Here is a 16,695-nt window from a genome sequence, read left to right on the forward strand (position 1 = left end):
GACAGGATGGCGAGGTCCAAGACGTATGACGACGAATGATATAAGTCTTGCTTATGCCCTTGCCTTGTCACCGCCCAGCACGAGGGAGCAGGCCGCACGGATTTGGTCGCGCATCATCTCATCGGCCCGCGAAAGAGCCCGCGTGCGCGACGTCAGCAGCGCAATCGGAAACTCCGGGCCTGCCGAGAGCGGCCGGACGGCAATCCCGGCAAACTGATGCCAGGGCAGCAACGCGTCGACCAGGGCGACACCCAGGCCGGCCTGCACGAAGCCGACCGCGGAGATCGACACGTCGATCTCGAGCGACGGCAAAAGCGCCACACCCTGCGCGCGGGCAGCGTGAGCCAGCTCGTCGGCGGGACGGGTGTTTCCGCGATAGGATATCAAGTCCTCGCTGGCGAGATCGGCGAGCGTCAGCTCGGTCTTCCCGGCCAACGCATGCCCGGTCGGCAGCAGGCAGGCGAAGCCGACGCTGCCGATCACTTCCGCCTCGATGTCCGGAGGCAGCCGGTCGTCCATGGCCACGCCGAGGCTGACGTCGCCGGCACGCAGCATGTCGATGATCGCGGCGATCGGAGCCATATGAGACCGCAGCAGTATCTCTGGATGCTGCGCCCGGAATCCGGTGAAGGCGCGCGGCAATATCGCCATGGCGGGCGGCGGCGAGGCCGCGATCCGCACCAGCCCGGTCCGGCCAAGACGCAGGTCGGTAGTCTTGCGGCGCAAACCCTCCAGCCCCGCCGACAGCCTCTCGGCATCGGCGAATATCTCGAGCGCCTCCGGGGTCGGCCGCAGCCGGCCCTTGACGCGCTCGAACAACGTGAAGCCGAGTTCATCCTCAGTGTGGATGACGATCTGGCTCAAGGCGGGCTGGGAGATGTTCAGCATCCGGGCCGCGGCAGTCACGGTGCCCGCGCGCATGACGGCGATGAAGACTTCAAGCTGCCGGGCCCGCATTGCCACTCCATAGGTAGAGCTTATGGCTTCTGTCCAAACGCATCTTTGACGCAACACCGCGGCGCGAACAAGATGGGCACATCCAAGGATCAGCCGCTCTGCACTGGGAAACGACTATGGATGTGATCGTGCTGGGCGGCGGGCTTATGGGAACGGCTTCGGCCTATTTCCTTGCTAGGCGTGGCGCGCGCGTAACGCTGGTCGAGCGCAACCGGATCGGCACCGGAGCGACAGTCGCCTCCTTCGGCAACATCCGGCGCACGGGGCGCCATCTGTCCCAGCTTCCACTCGCCCACCGCTCGCTCAGGCTGTGGGGCGAGGCCGAAAGAATGCTTGGCCGTGACGTGGAATTTCGCGCCACCGGTCACATCCGGTTGATCTTCGATGAAGGAAGCCTTGCCGACATGCGGGCCTATGCGCAAGCCACGCGACCGTGGGGGCTCGATCTGGAGGAACTCCGCCCACGCGAGATTAGCGCGCGCTTTCCCGGACTCGGTCCCGAGGCGATCGCGGCGTCGTTCTCGCCGCAAGATGGCAGCGCCAATCCGCGGCTGATCGCGCCGGCCTTCGCCGAAGCTGCACGCAAGCTCGGCGCCGAAATCGTCGAGGAAGCCGAGGTGGACAAGATCACGTACACGGGCTGCGGTTTCCTTGTCGCCAGTTCGAAAGGTGCATTCGCCGCCGACTGCCTGCTCAACACCGCCGGAGCCTGGGGCGCGCGCATTGCCGCACAGTTCGGCGAAGAGGTACCGATCGACGCCCGCGGTCCGCAGATGGGTGTTACCGAGCCGCTGCCCAATCGGATTCTGCCGGTGGTGGGCATCTGGACGCGCAACAAGGAGCATGGCGCCTATCTGCGCCAGGTCGAGCGGGGCAACATCGTCTTCGGCGGCGCGGCCGAAAGAGTGTCGGCAAGCCTCGATCCAGGCCATGCGGTCGCCGATCCCATGGGCCTTGCGTTGCAATTGCGCGCCGTCGCGCGGCTGCTGCCGGCAATCGCCCGGGTCGCAGTCATCCGCACATGGTCCGGCTGCGAGGGCTATATCAGGGACATGCTGCCGGTCATGGGGCGCTCGGCGACGACGCCGGGCCTGTTCCACGCCTTCGGCTTCAGCGGACACGGCTTCCAGCTCGGCCCGGGCGTGGGCGACGCCATGGCCGAACTCATCATGACTGACCGTTGTGAAACGCCGCTCGGCGATTTCAGAATCGATCGATTCAACCAAGGCATCTGAAGCTGCGGCGAAAAGCTTCAGTCCGCGTCACACCCGAGAAGGCACGGAACGTCAGGCTCAATCATGGCGCCGGATGAACTGTGCTTTGGGCAAATGCTGCCGCCGGCAACGTCTGCGGTTGCCTTGCCTTCTCCAGCCTTCGCTTCGCACCTCAGACTAAGATTAGGTTGTCAGCCGGTTTCAGTTGCCTTGCTCGGTTCAACCTTAAGCCCGTGCGCCGGTCGGCTTGGCATCTCAGCCATCCTCTTCGCGCTTTATCGACTGAGAATTTTCAATAGCAGAGTAAAACACGCAATCTGGTTTCTCTATAGAATTTGTAGAATGACTACTCTGTCGTCGTTGTCGTGACTGCGACTGACTTTTTCCAAGAGCCGACAGGACCGAACCATTATGCCCAAGAATATCGGCCAGTTCCTCCCTACGCCGGCAGGCCATCGGCCAGTTTGAGTACTCCCCAACCAACGCTCAATTCGCCTGGAGATTACCATGACAAATCCCGATCTCACCAATGCAGCCGCACTGGAAGTGGACGTCACGCCACTCACAGCACGTGTCGGTGCAGAGATCCGCAACGTACATCTATCCGGTGACCTGCCACATGCGGTCGTGGTGGCAATCAATCAGCTTCTCCTGCGCCATAAGGTCGTGTTCTTCCGCGACCAGGGGCACCTTGACGATGCCGAGCAGGAGCGTTTTGCCCGACAGCTCGGCGACCTCGTTCCGCATCCGACGCAAGGGCCTGTGGTCGGCACAGCGTCGATCCTCGAGCTTGACTCCAGCCGCGGTGGCGGGCGCGCCGACCAGTGGCATACCGACGTCACCTTCGTTGACGCCTATCCCAAGTTCTCGGTCTTGCGCGGCGTGGTTATTCCGTCGGCTGGTGGCGACACGATCTGGTCAAACACGGCCACAGCTTATGAGAGTTTGCCGCCAACGCTGAAGCGTTTCGCGGACGATCTTTGGGCCGTTCACAGCAATGCCTATGACTACGCCGCGGTGAGACCCCGGGCGACCGAAGCCGAAACAAAACACTTCGATGAGGTGTTTACTTCCACGATTTACGAGACCGAGCATCCCGTTGTCCGGGTGCATCCGGAGACCGGGGAGCGCACCCTCCTTCTGGGCAATTTCGTGCAGCGGTTCGTTGGCTTGTCCAGAAGCGACTTCCACAGGGTCTACGAGTTGTTCCAATCCTACGTTACCGCCCCTGAAAACACCGTCCGCTGGCGTTGGCGAGCGGGGGACGTGGCGATCTGGGACAACCGCGCGACGCAGCACTACGCCGTCAATGACTACGGCGATCAGCGCCGGGTCGTGCGCCGCGCCACTGTCGACGGTGACGTGCCCATTGCAGTCGACGGACGGCGCAGCGTCAGCCGTACGAAATCAGCCAAGCCGGCGAGGATCAAGGCCGCCTGAGCAGAGCGAACCTCCTTCAACTCCATGCGACAAAGGAAACAAAGGGAACTGACGATGCCCAGAAAGATCAAGCTTGGCGCCTTCCTGCCTGGTGGCGGACAGCATATTGCCGCCTGGCGCCATCCCGACGCGCCGGCCGACGGCGCCACGAGCTTCGAATTCCATAAGAAGCTTGCTTTGACCGCCGAGCGCGGCCTGTTCGACGCTTATTTCCTCGCCGACAATCTGACGGTCGGGCTCGGCGCCCGCGAGGGCGGCAATGCCAAGATCGCCGGTTTCGAACCAGTGACGCTGTTTGCGGCCCTAGCGCCGCTCACCACGCATCTCGGCTTCATCGCCACCGCGTCCACCACCTATGAGGAGCCATATACGCTGGCGCGCAAATTCGCGTCGCTTGATCTGTTGTCCAACGGCCGTGCCGGCTGGAATGTGGTGACCTCGGCCGGCGACGAGACCGCCCAGAACTTCAACCGCGATGTCCAGCCCAACCATGCCGACCGCTATGCCCGGGCGCATGAACATGTCGAGACCGTCAAGGCGCTGTGGGACAGCTGGGAGGACGACGCCTTCATCCGCGACAAGCAGTCGGGCCGCTTCTACGACAAGGACAAGCTGCACGACGTCAATCACAAGGGCGCGCATTTCAGCGTCAAGGGTCCGCTCAACGTGCCGCGCCCTGTGCAGGGGCATCCGGTGGTGGTGCAGGCCGGGCAGTCCGAGGATGGGCGCGGGCTGGCCGCGCATTCGGCCGAGGTGATCTTCACCGCTCATCAAAAGCTCGAGACGGCACAAGAGTTTTACCGCGACATCAAGGCGCGCGTGGCGGCTGTCGGCCGCGATCCCGACCAGGTGCTGATCATGCCTGGCGTGGCACCCTTCGTCGGCCGTACCGAGGGAGAAGCCCGCGCCAAATATGAGCAGTTGAATGGTCTCATCCTGCCCGAGGACGGCGTCGCCCTGCTCAACGCGCTGGCCGGCCAGACGCTCGACATCACCGGCTATCCGCTCGACGGACCGCTGCCGGTAGCCAAGGAAACTGAAGGCATGAAGAGCCGTCAGGCGCTGATCCGCCAGATTGCCGACGAGCACAACTTCACGATCCGCCAGCTCTACCAGTGGGTGGCGACGGCGCGAGGCCACTACACAGTCATCGGCAGCGCCACCCAGGTGGCAGATCAACTGGAAGAATGGTTCACCAATGAGGCGGCCGACGGCTTCAACATCCTGCCGCCGTGGCTGCCGGGTGCGCTCGACGATTTTGTCGATTTGGTGATTCCGGAGCTGCAGCGCCGCGGCCTGTTCCGCACCGCCTATGAAGGGCGGACGCTGCGCGAGAACCTTGGCCTCCGACGTCCCGAAAACCCGTGGACATCAGCTCGCTCGACCGTGCTGGCCGCCGAATAACCCTCTGAAGCGAAGGGCAAGACGATGACTTTGCAGAACGTCGAACAGCCGACCGTCATCGGCACGCACGGACACCGGACCAACATCGGTATCGATTTACTGCGCCTCGGCAATTTGACCGCAGGCCGCTTCCTGTCACGTTACGGCGTCCTCGTGGGGTTTCTGGTGCTGTGGCAGGTGGCGAGCAGCGCCGGGTGGGTGAATGCCGCTGTGCTGCCGCCCATCGACATGATCGCTGCCGCTCTGTGGAAAGGGCTCGCCGGCGGCGCCTTGCTCGGCGACATCGCCATCAGCCTGCAGCGTGCCGGCATTGCCTTCGCAGCAGCCGTCGCGGTCGCCATTCCGCTCGGCCTGTTCATGGGCCAGGTGCGCGCGGTCGAGACCGCGCTCGACCCGATACTGCAGCTGTTCCGGCAGACCTCGGCACTGGCGCTCTACCCTGTGTTCATCCTGCTGCTCGGGCTGGGCGAAACCTCCAAGATTTTTGTCATCTTCTGGGCGACACTGTTTCCGCTGCTGCTCAACACCACCAGCGGTGTCAAGGAAGTCGATCCGAAGCTGCTCGAGATGGCGCGTGTCTACGGCGCGACGCGGCTCACCGTGTTCCGCCGGGTCGTATTGCCCGGCGCCGTGCCGTCGATCTTCGTTGGACTGAGGCTCAGCGCCACCACGGCACTGCTGCTGTTGATCGCCTCCGAAATGATCGGTGCCAACAAGGGGATCGGCTTCCAGGTGATGAACGCGCAGTACAATTTCCAGATCCCGCTGATGTTCGCGGCGATCGTCATCCTCGCCAGCCTCGGCCTGATCGCCAACCAGGTTCTGGTTATCCTGCAGCGGCGGCTGTGCCGCTGGAGCAATCCCGTCAACTGAGCAGCCCCTCCTCTCATCCTAGGAAAGACCGGATCATGAAAATCACGCGCCGTTCCCTGCTTGCAAGCGCCCCCGTTGCCGCCGGCATCATCGCCGCCGGCCTGCCCCGCTTCGCTTTTGCGCAGGCCGCAGCCGTCAAATTCCGCTACCTCGCCAGCCGCGGCAGCATCTCCCCGCATGAGCTCGCCGACGAGCTCGGCTACTACAAGGACCTCGGTGTCGAGCTGGAGAATGTCGGCTACGCCACCGGCGGCCCGGAATCGTTGTTTGCACTTTCCTCCGGCAGCGTCGATCTCGGTTCGGCAGCCACGGCCGCTGTGATCAACTCGATCTCCGGCGGCAACGACTTCGTCGCCGCTTACCCGAGCAATGGCATCAACAAGGACGTGAAAAGCGTCTTTTACGTGCTCGCGGACAGCCCGATCAAATCGATCGCCGATATTGCCGGCAAGACCATCTCGGTCAACACACTCGGCGCCCATCTCGACTATACGGTACGCGAAGCACTGCACAGCGTCGGTCTGCCGCCCGATGCCGCCAACCTCGTCGTCGTGCCTGGTCCACAGCTCGAGCAGACCTTACGCTCGCATCAGGTCGATATTGCTGGGCTCGGCTACTGGCAGGCAACTTTCGCCGGCGCGCTGGTTGCCAATGGCGGCGTGCGCGGCGTGTTCAACGATACGGACGTGCTGGGCGAACTCGCAGGCGGCTTCGTCGTGCTGCGGCGCGACTTCATCGCCGCCAACCCGGCAGCTGCCCGTCACTTCGTCGAACAGTCTGCCCGCGCCGCCGATTGGTCGAGGCAGAACCCGGACGAAGCGCGCAAGGTGCTCGCCAGCATCCTCGACAAGCGCGGCGAAAATGGCGACCTGGCGCGTTACTGGACCGGCTTTGGTCTGCGCGAAGGGGCACAAGCGACCGACCGCGACATCGACTTCTGGGTCAGCGTACTGGAGCGGGACGGCCGCCTGGCCAAGGGCAAACTGAAGGCCGCCGACATTCTGTATCGGCGCGGCGAAACCAAGACGAACTGACAGCTGAGATGGACTGGGGACTGAAATGACTGGCACCAAAGGCGGTGGAGAGGTCTCGATCCGCGACCTGTCGAAATCATTCACACTCGGCGGACGTCAGCTTGCCGTTCTGCGTACGCTTAACCTCGATGTCCGTTCCGGCGAATGTCTGGTCATCGTCGGTGCCAGCGGGTCGGGCAAGACCACGCTGCTGCGCATCCTTGCCGGGCTGGAGGCCGCCGACAGTGGCCGTGTCGCGATCGACGGCAAGCCGGTCGACGGTGTCGGCGCCGAGCGGGCGGTGATCTTCCAGGAACCGCGCCTGCTTCCCTGGTTGACCGTACTCGGCAATGTGGCCTTCGGTCTCGAGGTGCGGGGCGTCGCGAAGGCGGACGCCGAGGAGAAGGCCCGCTTCTACATCGCGCTCGTCGGTCTCGCCGAATTCGCCGACGCCTTTCCCCGGCAGCTTTCCGGCGGCATGGCCCAGCGCGTCGGCATTGCCCGGGCGTTGACGGTGCAGCCCGAGATCCTGCTGCTCGACGAGCCGCTAGGCGCTCTCGATGCCATGACCAAGATCGGCATGCAAGAAGAACTGGCTCGCATCTGGAGCGAGGAGAACGTCACCATGGTCATGGTCACCCATGATCTGGAAGAGGCGATCTATCTTGCCGACCGGGTGTTGATCCTGCCCAAGGAGAAAGGCGGTGCGGCGCGGTTGATCGACGTCGACCTGCCACGTCCGCGCGACCGCAGCGAAACCAGGTTCGTGCGCTATCGCGAGGAATTGTTGCGCGAGTTCGGCCTGCATTGACCAAGCCCCCTTACAGGGTACAAGATTCGCACAGTGCCCTCGGCAGTGACTGATCTTTGACAGACGTCCCACAGTGCCAATTGTGCAGGCGCGTTTTCGCGGTGATCGACGGCCGCACCACGGTGCCGGAGCATGGCGATCGCGACATGCCGGTCTGGGGGCGCCAATTCCTTCCTGGCGATACCAGGAAATACGGCCAAAACGGTGGAGAAATCGTCACCACGGAACGTATCCATGGGTTGGCTGGTTATGTCCAGACGCTGCAGCACTAGCGCGCTGATGCGGGACGCCGGCGCGCAACACCGGCACAAAGGAGGCAGACATGATCGTTGAAGACCAGCAAGCCGCTGTCGCTTTTCTGCTCGATCCTGCTTCATATGACACGGCCGGGTCGGTCGAGGCGATCGAAACTCATATCTCGCTTATTTTTCTGGTCGGCCAACGCGCCTACAAGATGAAACGCGCGGTCAAGTTGCCATATGTCGATTTCTCGACACCGACGCTCAGGCTGGCCGCTTGTGAGAAAGAGGTGGAACTCAACTCGAAGACCGCACCCGGCCTCTATCTGGGTGTGCGTCGCATCACACGCGAGGCCGACGGCGAACTTGCGTTCGATGGCGCCGGCCGAATGGTCGACGCGGCGATCGAGATGGTCCGCCTCGATCAGTCGAAGCTTCTCGATCAGATGGCAACTGGCGGAGAATTGTCGCCGGCGCTGATGACCGCGGTTGCCCGCATGATCGTCAGCTACCACCGCACCGCCCCGACGATCCACGATGGCAGCGGCTCATCCAATCTTTCGGGCGTGCTGGACATCAATGAGGCCGGCTTTGCGACCAGCCATGTTTTCACAAAAGTGGAGATCGAGACTTTTGCCGAGGCCTGCCGCACCGCCCTCGCCCGCCATGCCGGATTGCTCGACCGCCGGGAAGCAGCCGGCAAGATCCGCAGGTGCCACGGTGACCTGCACCTGCGCAACATCTGTCTTTTCAATGGCGAACCCCGCCTCTTCGATTGCATCGAATTCAACGACCAGATCGCCAGCATAGATATACTCTACGATCTAGCCTTCTTGTTGATGGACCTCTGGCACCGTGGCTTTCCGGACTTCGCCAATCTGGTGATGAACCGCTATCTCGACGAGGCTGACGACGAGGATGGCTTCATCCTCCTGCCCTTTTTCATGGCCGTTCGAGCCGCGGTGCGCGCGCATGTCACCGCAACGCAGGTCGAGGAAGGCAGCGACGATTCCGAAAAACTGATTGCCGAGGCCAGATCTTATTTCGAACTCGCTCGAACTCTGCTCGTACGCGGGCCTCCAAGGCTGATCGCAATCGGTGGCCTCAGCGGTTCGGGCAAGACGACCATTGCAGAGGCGCTCGCCGCCCATGTCGGTGCGCCGCCCGGTGCCCGCATCGTCGAAAGCGACCGCGTCCGCAAGGCCATGCACGGAGTGCCGGCCGAAACCAGGCTGCCGGATAGAGCCTATCGACCAGAAGTCTCTGACCGCGTCTACCGCGAAATGGCATGGCGGGCCGGCCTGATCCTTGCGGAGGGTGGATCGGTTGTCGCTGATGCCGTGTTTGACAGGCTCGCCGATCGTGAACTTATCGAGAAGGCGGCACGTGACAGGGGCGTGGCTGTCGCCGGATTCTGGCTGGAAGCGGATCCGCTTGTTCTCTGGCAACGGGTCAGCGAGCGCAAAGGGGGTCCCTCCGACGCCACCATAGATATCCTCTCGCGACAGTTACGGAGAAATGGCACTCAATCCACCTGGCGCAAGGTCGGCGCTGATCGGAAGCCTGCCGATATCGTCGCGGAGTTGAGAAGGTTTTCCGATGGCGATGCCTCCGAAACCCTGCGCACAGCCTCCTGACGGGAAGGTGATGGACAAGAGAGGCACGCGAGGCGTCCGAGCTTCTCGCGGATGCCCATGATCATCCGTATATGCATGACGCCGCGGTTCATGGCATTGACGAATCGCTTGTCGTTGAATTGCAGTTCCTGACCGTCCCAGCCCTCGGGATTGAACCTGGGGCAGCAGCCGGTGGTGTTGACGCTGGCGTCGTACCGAGGCCTTTCATTCGTCTGCATTGCCTGAACCGCCATCTGACGGGCAATGATCCCGGCCATCATTGATCTCCGTCAGCATCGATGCGCATGCCTTTGCCGTTGCGGTTGGCCAGGTCTCGCTGAAGGGGCAGAGCCTGTTGCCGCTTCCCGGAGGAGTGCTCCCCGGTGAGCAGATCGACGATCGGGCCGGTGTTTCGCGGATTGCCAGCCCCGCGATCCATCCTCCAAATCGTCATCAGTATTGCTCAAGTACAGCTGCTAATCCCTGCCATTGACGATGATCATCACGAATTGATCCTGATCAAAGCGGAAATGCCCCAGGGGTTTCTAATCGAAATCATGTCGACGTAGGAGGTGACATCATGGAAATCTCTTTTCGCGATCTTATGACAGTGTTCCACGGTATGGGTTTTGGGGCGCTTTTTATGCTGGCGTTTTCGGCAGCGCTGGCCGAGCTCTATCGAATGTCCGCGCCTGGAGCCGCGTCGGTCCCAACCATCAGAGAACACAATCTGCTTTTGCTTTACCTCTCGGTGATGGTCGTCCTTGCCTGGGGTGCGGTACTGTCGGGTGCTTACATTGTATACCCATGGTACCGGGCGGTCGTGCCCGAAGGGGTTACCGATCTGGCCGATTACCCGAAGTTCCTGCTGACCTCCAGCCCGAAGACGTCCGCATGGCACAGCTTGGGCATGGAGTGGAAGGAACACGTGGCTTGGCTTGCCCCGATTGCCATGACCATGGTCGCCTATGTCTTTGCTAAATACGGGCCGGCTTTGGCAAAGCAGAAGCAAATCCGCACCGCCGTCATCGGCTTTGCCGTCGTTGCTTTCGTTGCGACAGGAGTCGCGGGAGCCTTTGGAGCGTTTCTCAACAAGTACGCTCCGGTGCGTGGTGGCGCAATGATCGAGATCATCGCTGGTGAACAGGAGGGCCAATAGTCATGGCCAATATCACGCCTATCAGGACTAAAGAGGTTCCCAATGGTCCAGGTGCGGCCGCCATCCTGGCCGCCGGAATTGGATCTGCCGCGATGGGGATATTCGCCTTGGCCGGCGATGCGTTTACATCCCTCAATCACTTCTTCACGTTCTACAAGCCAACCGGTGGCCTGTCCGGCGTCTCGACCAGCGCGGTCGTCGTCTGGTTGGTTGCCTGGTTTATCCTTTCGCGCAGGTGGGGCGAAAAGAACGTGGAAATGGTAAAAGTCGTCTCTGTTTCCTTCGCCTTGTTGGCGGTGGGTGTATTGCTGACGTTTCCGCCTGTCATGGACCTGATCCAGGGCAAGTAGAAAGAAACGCACCTGAATTGGCGCGCATTTGGTCCGTCGAAAGCGGGCCAAGTTCGCGCGAAGTTCAAGCGCTTTACCGCGCTATTCCGGCCGCGGCCTAGGTAGTTTCCCGTAGGGATATAACCGAATTTCACGACCTCTCGATTCGCGCGATTGCTGTGTCACCGATCAAGCCGGGAGAAACAGCCATGCACGCCTATGCGACCTCCAGAATTTTGGTGCCGTCACGGCTCGCCATGCCAAGGCTGGCGGAGACCGTTGAAGCTACAGCGCCGCAGCCACTCAGCTTCTATCCCGCCGGCACGGAAATCTACGCCCAGGGCGAGACGGCCGGGGCCTTCTACCAGGTGGAGTTCGGCGCTGTCCGTATCTATCGCCTGCTTGCCGATGGCCGCCGGCAAATCAGCGCCTTTCACCTGGCTGGAGAGACATTCGGCTTTGAGGCCGGCACGACGCATCATTTCTTCGCCGAAGCGATCAACGCCACCAGTGTTCGGGTTTTCCGGACTGCCTCGGGCGTGGACATATCCCGCCAGCTGCTGCCGTTGGCACTTGAGGGCCTGACGAGAGCGCAGGAACACCTATTGGTCCTCGGGCGCCAGAATGCCATTGAACGCATCGCTGCATTCCTGGTCGATATGGCGGAGCGGCAAGGCGGATTGCAGCAGGTCGAGCTGCCGATGTCGCGCATGGACATCGGCGACTACCTGGGCCTCACCATCGAGACCGTGTCACGCGTCTTCACGCGACTGAAGGACAAGGGCGTCATCCGCCTGCTCAGCCTGCGCAGCATCGAAATCGTCAGGCAGGACGTATTGCAGATCATGAGTGAATGAGGGCGGTCTTGCGGGCATGATGTAGACGGCGCGCAGCGTTGGCATGCACCCATTGGCGATGTAGGCACCGTTCTGCTTGGTGAGTTTCGCACGGTCACGAGGGAAGGATCATTGCTCAGCTGGGAAAGCAATTCGTCCGGCCAATCGGCCATCCGCTCGACATGATTCCAATAGTTATCGAGGGTCCAGTAAAGAACCGCCATAATTTTTTGCCAGATTAGGTCCATTGGAGAGGGTAACGCCATCACGCCTCATGCGAGCATGTGACGATCGACGGGCCTCAAATTTGAGAGAATCCTCGCTTGCGCTGGCATCTCAGCATTCGTCTTCTGCATTGGCTAACCGTGATCGCGCTCGCGGCGCAGATCGCCATTGCCTTCGGACCGATGAACGGGCCGGGGATGGCGACCATGAACTGGCTTCCGCTCCACATGTCGATCGGCGTGACGATCCTTGCCATCATCGTCCTCAGGCTTTGCTGGCGCATTCTCACCCGGCCCCCTGTCCGACAAACTTCACGGCCCGCTCGATTTGCGACTTCGTTCTTCCACGTGCTTCTCTACGTCACGATTCTCGCCGTCCTGATGACGGGATGGCTGGGCTACCGGCCAATGCCTTTGATGCCTCCCGCGCGGCTTTTCGGAGCCTTGCCTGTGCCGCTCGCGCCATCCGTCGGCGCGGCAAGGACTTTCGCGTTCATCCACGCAAAGCTGGTCTGGATACTGCTTGGCTTCGTCGGCGTTCACATCCTGGCTGCGTTTATTCATTTCGTGCTGTTTCGCGACGGTGTCATGCGAAGCATGTTCTTCGGGAAGTCGAACACCGCTTCGCGGCAAGGGAACGTGCGGCTTGCCGTCGACGACGAAGCCGGCTGATCACGCCATCGCCCACAATCCTCCCGCAATGATCACCGCATAGCGTGCGGCCTTGCCTATTGCGACAAGAACAACGAACACCCCAAGATTCACACGTGCCGTGCCTGCCGCAATGGTGAAGGCATCTCCGACAACCGGCAGCCAGGCGAATAGCAGCGTCCACGCGCCAAAGCGTCGGAACGTCTTGCTTGCTTGCTCATAACGGTCGGAACTTACGGGAAACCAGCGCCTGGTTCGGAGCGTGTCGATGCCACGTCCCAGAATCCAGTTCACCACGGAGCCGAGTGTGTTGCCGACTGTGGCGACCGCAAGGAGCAGCGCCGGATCGCCGCGACCCGAGACGAGCAGGCCGGCGAGCACCACTTCCGATGAGACCGGCAGGATGGTTGCGGCGAGGAACGCGCTGATGAACAGCGCGCCATAGAGCGCCGCCACCTCGGCCTATGCCTGCACGTCGACAACGCCCATCATGCCCAGCTGCTCATGCTCGAGGATGTGGCAGTGATACATCCTCGGCCCCGGCCGATCCTGGCGCAGCAGCAGCCGCACCGTTTCGCCGCGTGCCACATTGACGGTATCCTTCGAGGAAAGGTAGGCAGGTTTCGAGACCTTGCCGTCGCGTTCGTGCTCGACCACCTGGAACTGCGTCCCGTGCACATGGAACGGGTGGTCCATGTCCGCTTTGTTGACGATCTCCCAAAGTTCGACTTGTCCTGCCTTGGCGACGATGTCGACGCGGTTCATGTCGAAGGCCGCTCCGTTGATCAGGAACCCCATCTCCATGCCGCTGGCGTTCATGGCGATGGTTTCGGTGAACACGAGGCGCCGGCTGACAGCAGGGGCGCCGAGGGGCGCGATTGGGCGCAGCCTGTCGGGCAGTGGCGGCACCGGCTCGGCCGGCGTCCGCGAAACATTGACTGTGAAGAGAGTCAGTCCGGCATCGACAGGACGTCCAGGACCCATCCAGCCGCGATCGTAATCGAGCGTGTACAGCGTGTCAGGGCCGGGCTTGTCGAACGACACGATCAGTTCAAGGCGCTCCGCAGGGCTGAGAAGAATTTCCTTGGCTGCAACCGGTGCCTCCAAGAGGCCGCCGTCCGTTCCGATAATCATCATCGAGGCTTGATCGAAGGAAAGTCGAAGGAACCGAGCGTTGGTCGCATTGTAAAGTCGGAAACGCCGCTTCGTGCCAAAGGGAACTGTTAGCCGAGGATTCTTCTGGCCGTTGACAAGCACATGGTCGCCGACGCGTCCGTTCATCAGGTCCGTCATCGTATTGTCCGGCATCGTGCCGTCGGCGGCGAGGCGAAGGTCGGTGAAGACCAGCACCGTATCGCCATATTCGGCCGGGATCGGATCGATTTTCGGTTTGACGACGAACGCGCCGGCAAGGCCGCGATAGACTTGCTCGGCCGTCTTCCGTGCGGATGCGGATGGTACCAGTACGAACCCGCGCTGCCTTCCGGCAGGTCGAAGCTGTAGGTGCGGTCGGCGCCAGTTGCGACGGGGTCCATCGGATTGCCGTCCTGGTCGGCGGGCACCGGCATGCCATGCCAATGGATGGTGCTCGTCTCTTCAGGAATTCGGTTCGCGAAGGTCAGCGGCCCGGGGCTGGTGCCGTTATAGCCGAGGATCGGCGTGTCCAGTCCTTCGGCAAAACGCACCGAGGCGCGCTGGGCCGTCAGCTTCGCCTTGAACAGGCCGGGGGTGCCGGCTTCGTTGGCAAGGCGGGGCAAGTCGCGAAGCACTTTTCCTTCCGGCAGCACGACCGTGCTCTGCGGCGCCTCGCCCATGTCGTGGCCTGCGTGGCCACCCATATCCATGCCGGGCATGTCGTCCATCTTCATCTGGGCGATGGCGCGCTGGCTCACAAGAACCGTCGCAAGACCCGCCGCCAGAAAACCGCGTCGATGCATCTGTCGTCTCCTCGATCAGCCATTGAACGCTGAGGTCGATCCTAAGAGGACTGCCGATACCCGGTCAGGTCAATGCGGCGTTTAGGCCATCTGGTCGGCCCAGCATCATGGCCATTGGAACTCGTCCGTGGTCGAGCCGCCCGCGCAACCATCGCGCCAAAGACCCGCCATGGGCACCAACCGCCAGCGGCTCACGCGAACAGCCCGCCTTAGCCGACCCTGACGACAAAATGCTTCGTCACCGGCTCGATGATCTTCCAGGTTCCCTTGAAATCGGCTTCCACGACGAAGGCGTCGCCGGGGCCCACCTCGACCGGCGTGCCGCCGTCGGGGGTGATGATGATGATGCGGCCGGCGATCATGTGCACGAACTCATAGTCGGCGTAGGTCGCGTGATAGGTGCCGGGCGTCGCTTGCCAGGTCCCCGACAACACCTTGCCGTCCTCGGTCGTGTGCTGGACGGCGGTTTTCATGGTCGGCTTGCCTTCGACCACGACCCAGCCCGCCAGATCGCCGGGTTCCGCGTTCTCGACGGCGCCGAATTTGAGGATCGTGCTGCGTGTCATGTCCTTGGCTCCGTCTATGCGTTATGGGCATTGTTTGCCCGGACGGGTCAGATATCCGATGCACCTGCCGCGGGCAATGCCGCCACCGGCGCCAGTAGGGCTCCGAACTCAGCTTAACAAAAAACCTGACGGCAGCCAGCTCGGCGGTGTCGGCAGCTTTCGTACCGGCAGGATAGGAATTTTTTCTTGACTCCGTGACCTCAGCTATGGTAGATATTCAGGCATGGTGCTGATTTGCGCCAGTGACCCGCCGCACAGGCGGGTTTTTCGTTTGATGCTCTGTCAGCCAACGCGCCGGCTAAGGAACCCGTTAACCCGAGTTCGTTGCCTGGCGGCGCCAGGCGCCCGCGATACGGCCTAGGGTCTGTGTTGCGCCGAAACCAGCTCGGCCTTGCGTCGCGCCGTCTCCAGCCCGAGGCCGATGAAGGCGCGCGCGTGTTTGGCGAGCGCCACATTGTCTGTCCACAGGTTGCGCCAGATGGCGGTCTTCTTCGACAGGTTCTCGTCGACGATTTCCGACGAGAAAGATTCGAAACTGAGGTCGTCGCTGTAGCCGATGGCCGTGAGCGCATCGAAGATCGCGGCGAAGTCGATATTGCCGGTGCCGAGGAAGCCGCGATGGCTTTCGCCGATATGGACATAGCCGATCTTATCTGCGGCATGGCGGATGGCCAGCCCGACATCGGCCTCCTCGATGTTCATGTGAAAGGTGTCGAGATGCAGGAAGATGTTGTCCGAGCCGGTATCCTCGATGAACGCCAGCCCTTGCGCGGCGGTGTTGAGCAGATTGCTTTCGAAACGGTTGACGATCTCGAGGTTGAGCGTGACGCCGGCCGCCTTGGCCGTCTCGGCGACCTTCGCCAGCGTGCCGGCGCTGCGCTGACATTGATCGCGCGTCGGCGCCTCTACCTGCAGTCCGTGACTGGTCGAGAGAATGCCGGCGACCTTCCGGCCGCCGAGATCGCGCGTCAGCGCTATGGTGTCGTTGAGGATTTCGACGCCACGCGCGGCAATCGCCTTGTCGGCGCTCGAAATGTCGCCATCACCAGGCAATCCGATGCTGATCGCGACGCCCAGGTCGAGATCGGCGATGCGCCTGGCAAGCCCGCCCACGTCGACATTGGCGGGGTCGAGATAGGAGAATTCGATAAGGTCGAAGCCGGCCTCCCTGGTGTTGGCCAACGTCCGTTCCAGATCGGCCTGTGCCGAACTCGCCGACCAGACGAAAGAATGGATTCCAATGCGCGACATCATCGTCTCCGGCTTCTGCGCATCGGACCCAGAGGTGGAGCCGATGCCTGGACAAGACGTGGGGGGGGGGGGGGCGCGGCGCCCCCCGGGGGGGGGGGGGGTGTGGGGGCCGGGGGGGCCCCGGGGATGGGGAGGAGTTTCGTAGAGCAGAACTCTCCCGGGGGTGGCGGGGGCG

20 protein-coding genes are annotated in these 16,695 nt (G+C 62.2%); 13 read left to right on the forward strand and 7 right to left on the reverse strand.

The genetic code is table 11. The features are described from left to right. Positions 1–51: 51 nt before the first annotated feature. On the reverse strand, positions 52–957 hold the full coding sequence (locus NKJ90_RS16745; protein WP_023757304.1) for a LysR substrate-binding domain-containing protein: 906 nt from the start codon (positions 955–957) through the stop codon (positions 52–54). 116 nt (positions 958–1,073) lie between these two features. On the opposite strand from NKJ90_RS16745, the gene NKJ90_RS16750 reads away from it, so the two are divergent. From NKJ90_RS16750 to NKJ90_RS16785, 8 genes are all read left to right on the forward strand, one after another. Beyond that, on the forward strand, positions 1,074–2,192 hold the full coding sequence (locus NKJ90_RS16750) for an NAD(P)/FAD-dependent oxidoreductase (protein WP_023757305.1): 1,119 nt from the start codon (positions 1,074–1,076) through the stop codon (positions 2,190–2,192). 486 nt (positions 2,193–2,678) lie between these two features. Beyond that, complete coding sequence (locus NKJ90_RS16755) at positions 2,679–3,611, forward strand: TauD/TfdA dioxygenase family protein (RefSeq protein WP_023757306.1); 933 nt, start codon at positions 2,679–2,681, stop codon at positions 3,609–3,611. A gap of 54 nt (positions 3,612–3,665) precedes the next feature. Continuing rightward, positions 3,666–5,015, forward strand: coding sequence for an LLM class flavin-dependent oxidoreductase (locus NKJ90_RS16760; RefSeq protein WP_023757307.1), 1,350 nt, complete (start codon positions 3,666–3,668; stop codon positions 5,013–5,015). 24 nt (positions 5,016–5,039) lie between these two features. Then, the gene (locus tag NKJ90_RS16765; RefSeq protein WP_023757308.1) at positions 5,040–5,888 is read left to right on the forward strand and encodes an ABC transporter permease; all 849 of its coding nucleotides are present in this window, start codon (positions 5,040–5,042) and stop codon (positions 5,886–5,888) included. Positions 5,889–5,923: 35 nt separating this feature from the next. Further along, the gene (locus tag NKJ90_RS16770) at positions 5,924–6,922 is read left to right on the forward strand and encodes an ABC transporter substrate-binding protein (protein ID WP_023757309.1); all 999 of its coding nucleotides are present in this window, start codon (positions 5,924–5,926) and stop codon (positions 6,920–6,922) included. Positions 6,923–6,947: 25 nt separating this feature from the next. Beyond that, positions 6,948–7,712, forward strand: a complete 765-nt coding sequence (locus NKJ90_RS16775) for an ABC transporter ATP-binding protein (RefSeq protein WP_023757310.1) — start codon at positions 6,948–6,950, stop codon at positions 7,710–7,712. A gap of 101 nt (positions 7,713–7,813) precedes the next feature. Next, positions 7,814–7,984 carry a hypothetical protein gene (locus NKJ90_RS16780; protein ID WP_245266410.1) on the forward strand — a complete coding sequence of 57 codons (171 nt, stop codon included), beginning with the start codon at positions 7,814–7,816 and terminating at the stop codon, positions 7,982–7,984. A 50-nt stretch (positions 7,985–8,034) separates the two neighbouring features. Further along, entirely contained in the window at positions 8,035–9,588 is a 1,554-nt protein-coding gene (locus NKJ90_RS16785) for a bifunctional aminoglycoside phosphotransferase/ATP-binding protein (protein ID WP_352486374.1), read from the forward strand. Here the strand turns inward: NKJ90_RS16785 and NKJ90_RS16790 are convergent. After that, positions 9,477–9,848 carry a hydrolase gene (locus NKJ90_RS16790; RefSeq protein ID WP_352486375.1) on the reverse strand — a complete coding sequence of 124 codons (372 nt, stop codon included), beginning with the start codon at positions 9,846–9,848 and terminating at the stop codon, positions 9,477–9,479. The genes NKJ90_RS16785 and NKJ90_RS16790 overlap by 112 nt on opposite strands. A gap of 102 nt (positions 9,849–9,950) precedes the next feature. On the opposite strand from NKJ90_RS16790, the gene NKJ90_RS16795 reads away from it, so the two are divergent. From NKJ90_RS16795 to NKJ90_RS16815, 5 genes are all read left to right on the forward strand, one after another. Then, positions 9,951–10,136, forward strand: a complete 186-nt coding sequence (locus NKJ90_RS16795; protein WP_031259583.1) for a hypothetical protein — start codon at positions 9,951–9,953, stop codon at positions 10,134–10,136. 11 nt (positions 10,137–10,147) lie between these two features. Beyond that, entirely contained in the window at positions 10,148–10,726 is a 579-nt protein-coding gene (locus tag NKJ90_RS16800) for a hypothetical protein (protein ID WP_023757314.1), read from the forward strand. Between the two features lie 2 nt (positions 10,727–10,728). Next, positions 10,729–11,076, forward strand: coding sequence for a hypothetical protein (locus NKJ90_RS16805; RefSeq protein WP_023757315.1), 348 nt, complete (start codon positions 10,729–10,731; stop codon positions 11,074–11,076). Between the two features lie 188 nt (positions 11,077–11,264). Beyond that, positions 11,265–11,912 carry a helix-turn-helix domain-containing protein gene (locus tag NKJ90_RS16810; RefSeq protein WP_023757316.1) on the forward strand — a complete coding sequence of 216 codons (648 nt, stop codon included), beginning with the start codon at positions 11,265–11,267 and terminating at the stop codon, positions 11,910–11,912. Between the two features lie 302 nt (positions 11,913–12,214). Continuing rightward, positions 12,215–12,787, forward strand: a complete 573-nt coding sequence (locus NKJ90_RS16815) for a cytochrome b (protein ID WP_352486376.1) — start codon at positions 12,215–12,217, stop codon at positions 12,785–12,787. On the opposite strand, the gene NKJ90_RS16820 is transcribed toward NKJ90_RS16815, so the two are convergent. The 5 genes from NKJ90_RS16820 to NKJ90_RS16840 all read right to left on the reverse strand — a co-directional run bounded on the left by NKJ90_RS16820 (position 12,788) and on the right by NKJ90_RS16840 (position 16,520). Beyond that, positions 12,788–13,222, reverse strand: a complete 435-nt coding sequence (locus tag NKJ90_RS16820) for a YqaA family protein (protein ID WP_023757319.1) — start codon at positions 13,220–13,222, stop codon at positions 12,788–12,790. A 6-nt stretch (positions 13,223–13,228) separates the two neighbouring features. After that, complete coding sequence (locus NKJ90_RS16825; protein ID WP_352486378.1) at positions 13,229–14,116, reverse strand: multicopper oxidase family protein; 888 nt, start codon at positions 14,114–14,116, stop codon at positions 13,229–13,231. Then, a complete protein-coding gene (locus tag NKJ90_RS16830; RefSeq protein ID WP_352486379.1) occupies positions 14,056–14,703 on the reverse strand; it encodes a multicopper oxidase domain-containing protein in 648 nt (215 codons plus the stop codon). The genes NKJ90_RS16825 and NKJ90_RS16830 overlap by 61 nt, the downstream gene beginning before the upstream one ends. Before the next feature lie 209 nt (positions 14,704–14,912). Next, the gene (locus NKJ90_RS16835) at positions 14,913–15,269 is read right to left on the reverse strand and encodes a cupin domain-containing protein (protein WP_023757321.1); all 357 of its coding nucleotides are present in this window, start codon (positions 15,267–15,269) and stop codon (positions 14,913–14,915) included. Between the two features lie 357 nt (positions 15,270–15,626). Then, positions 15,627–16,520, reverse strand: coding sequence for a sugar phosphate isomerase/epimerase family protein (locus NKJ90_RS16840; RefSeq protein WP_023757322.1), 894 nt, complete (start codon positions 16,518–16,520; stop codon positions 15,627–15,629). Positions 16,521–16,695: the final 175 nt, after the last annotated feature.

It is taken from the genome of Mesorhizobium sp. M0051, assembly GCF_040323235.1.
In the GTDB taxonomy this organism is placed as follows: Bacteria; Pseudomonadota; Alphaproteobacteria; order Rhizobiales; family Rhizobiaceae; genus Mesorhizobium.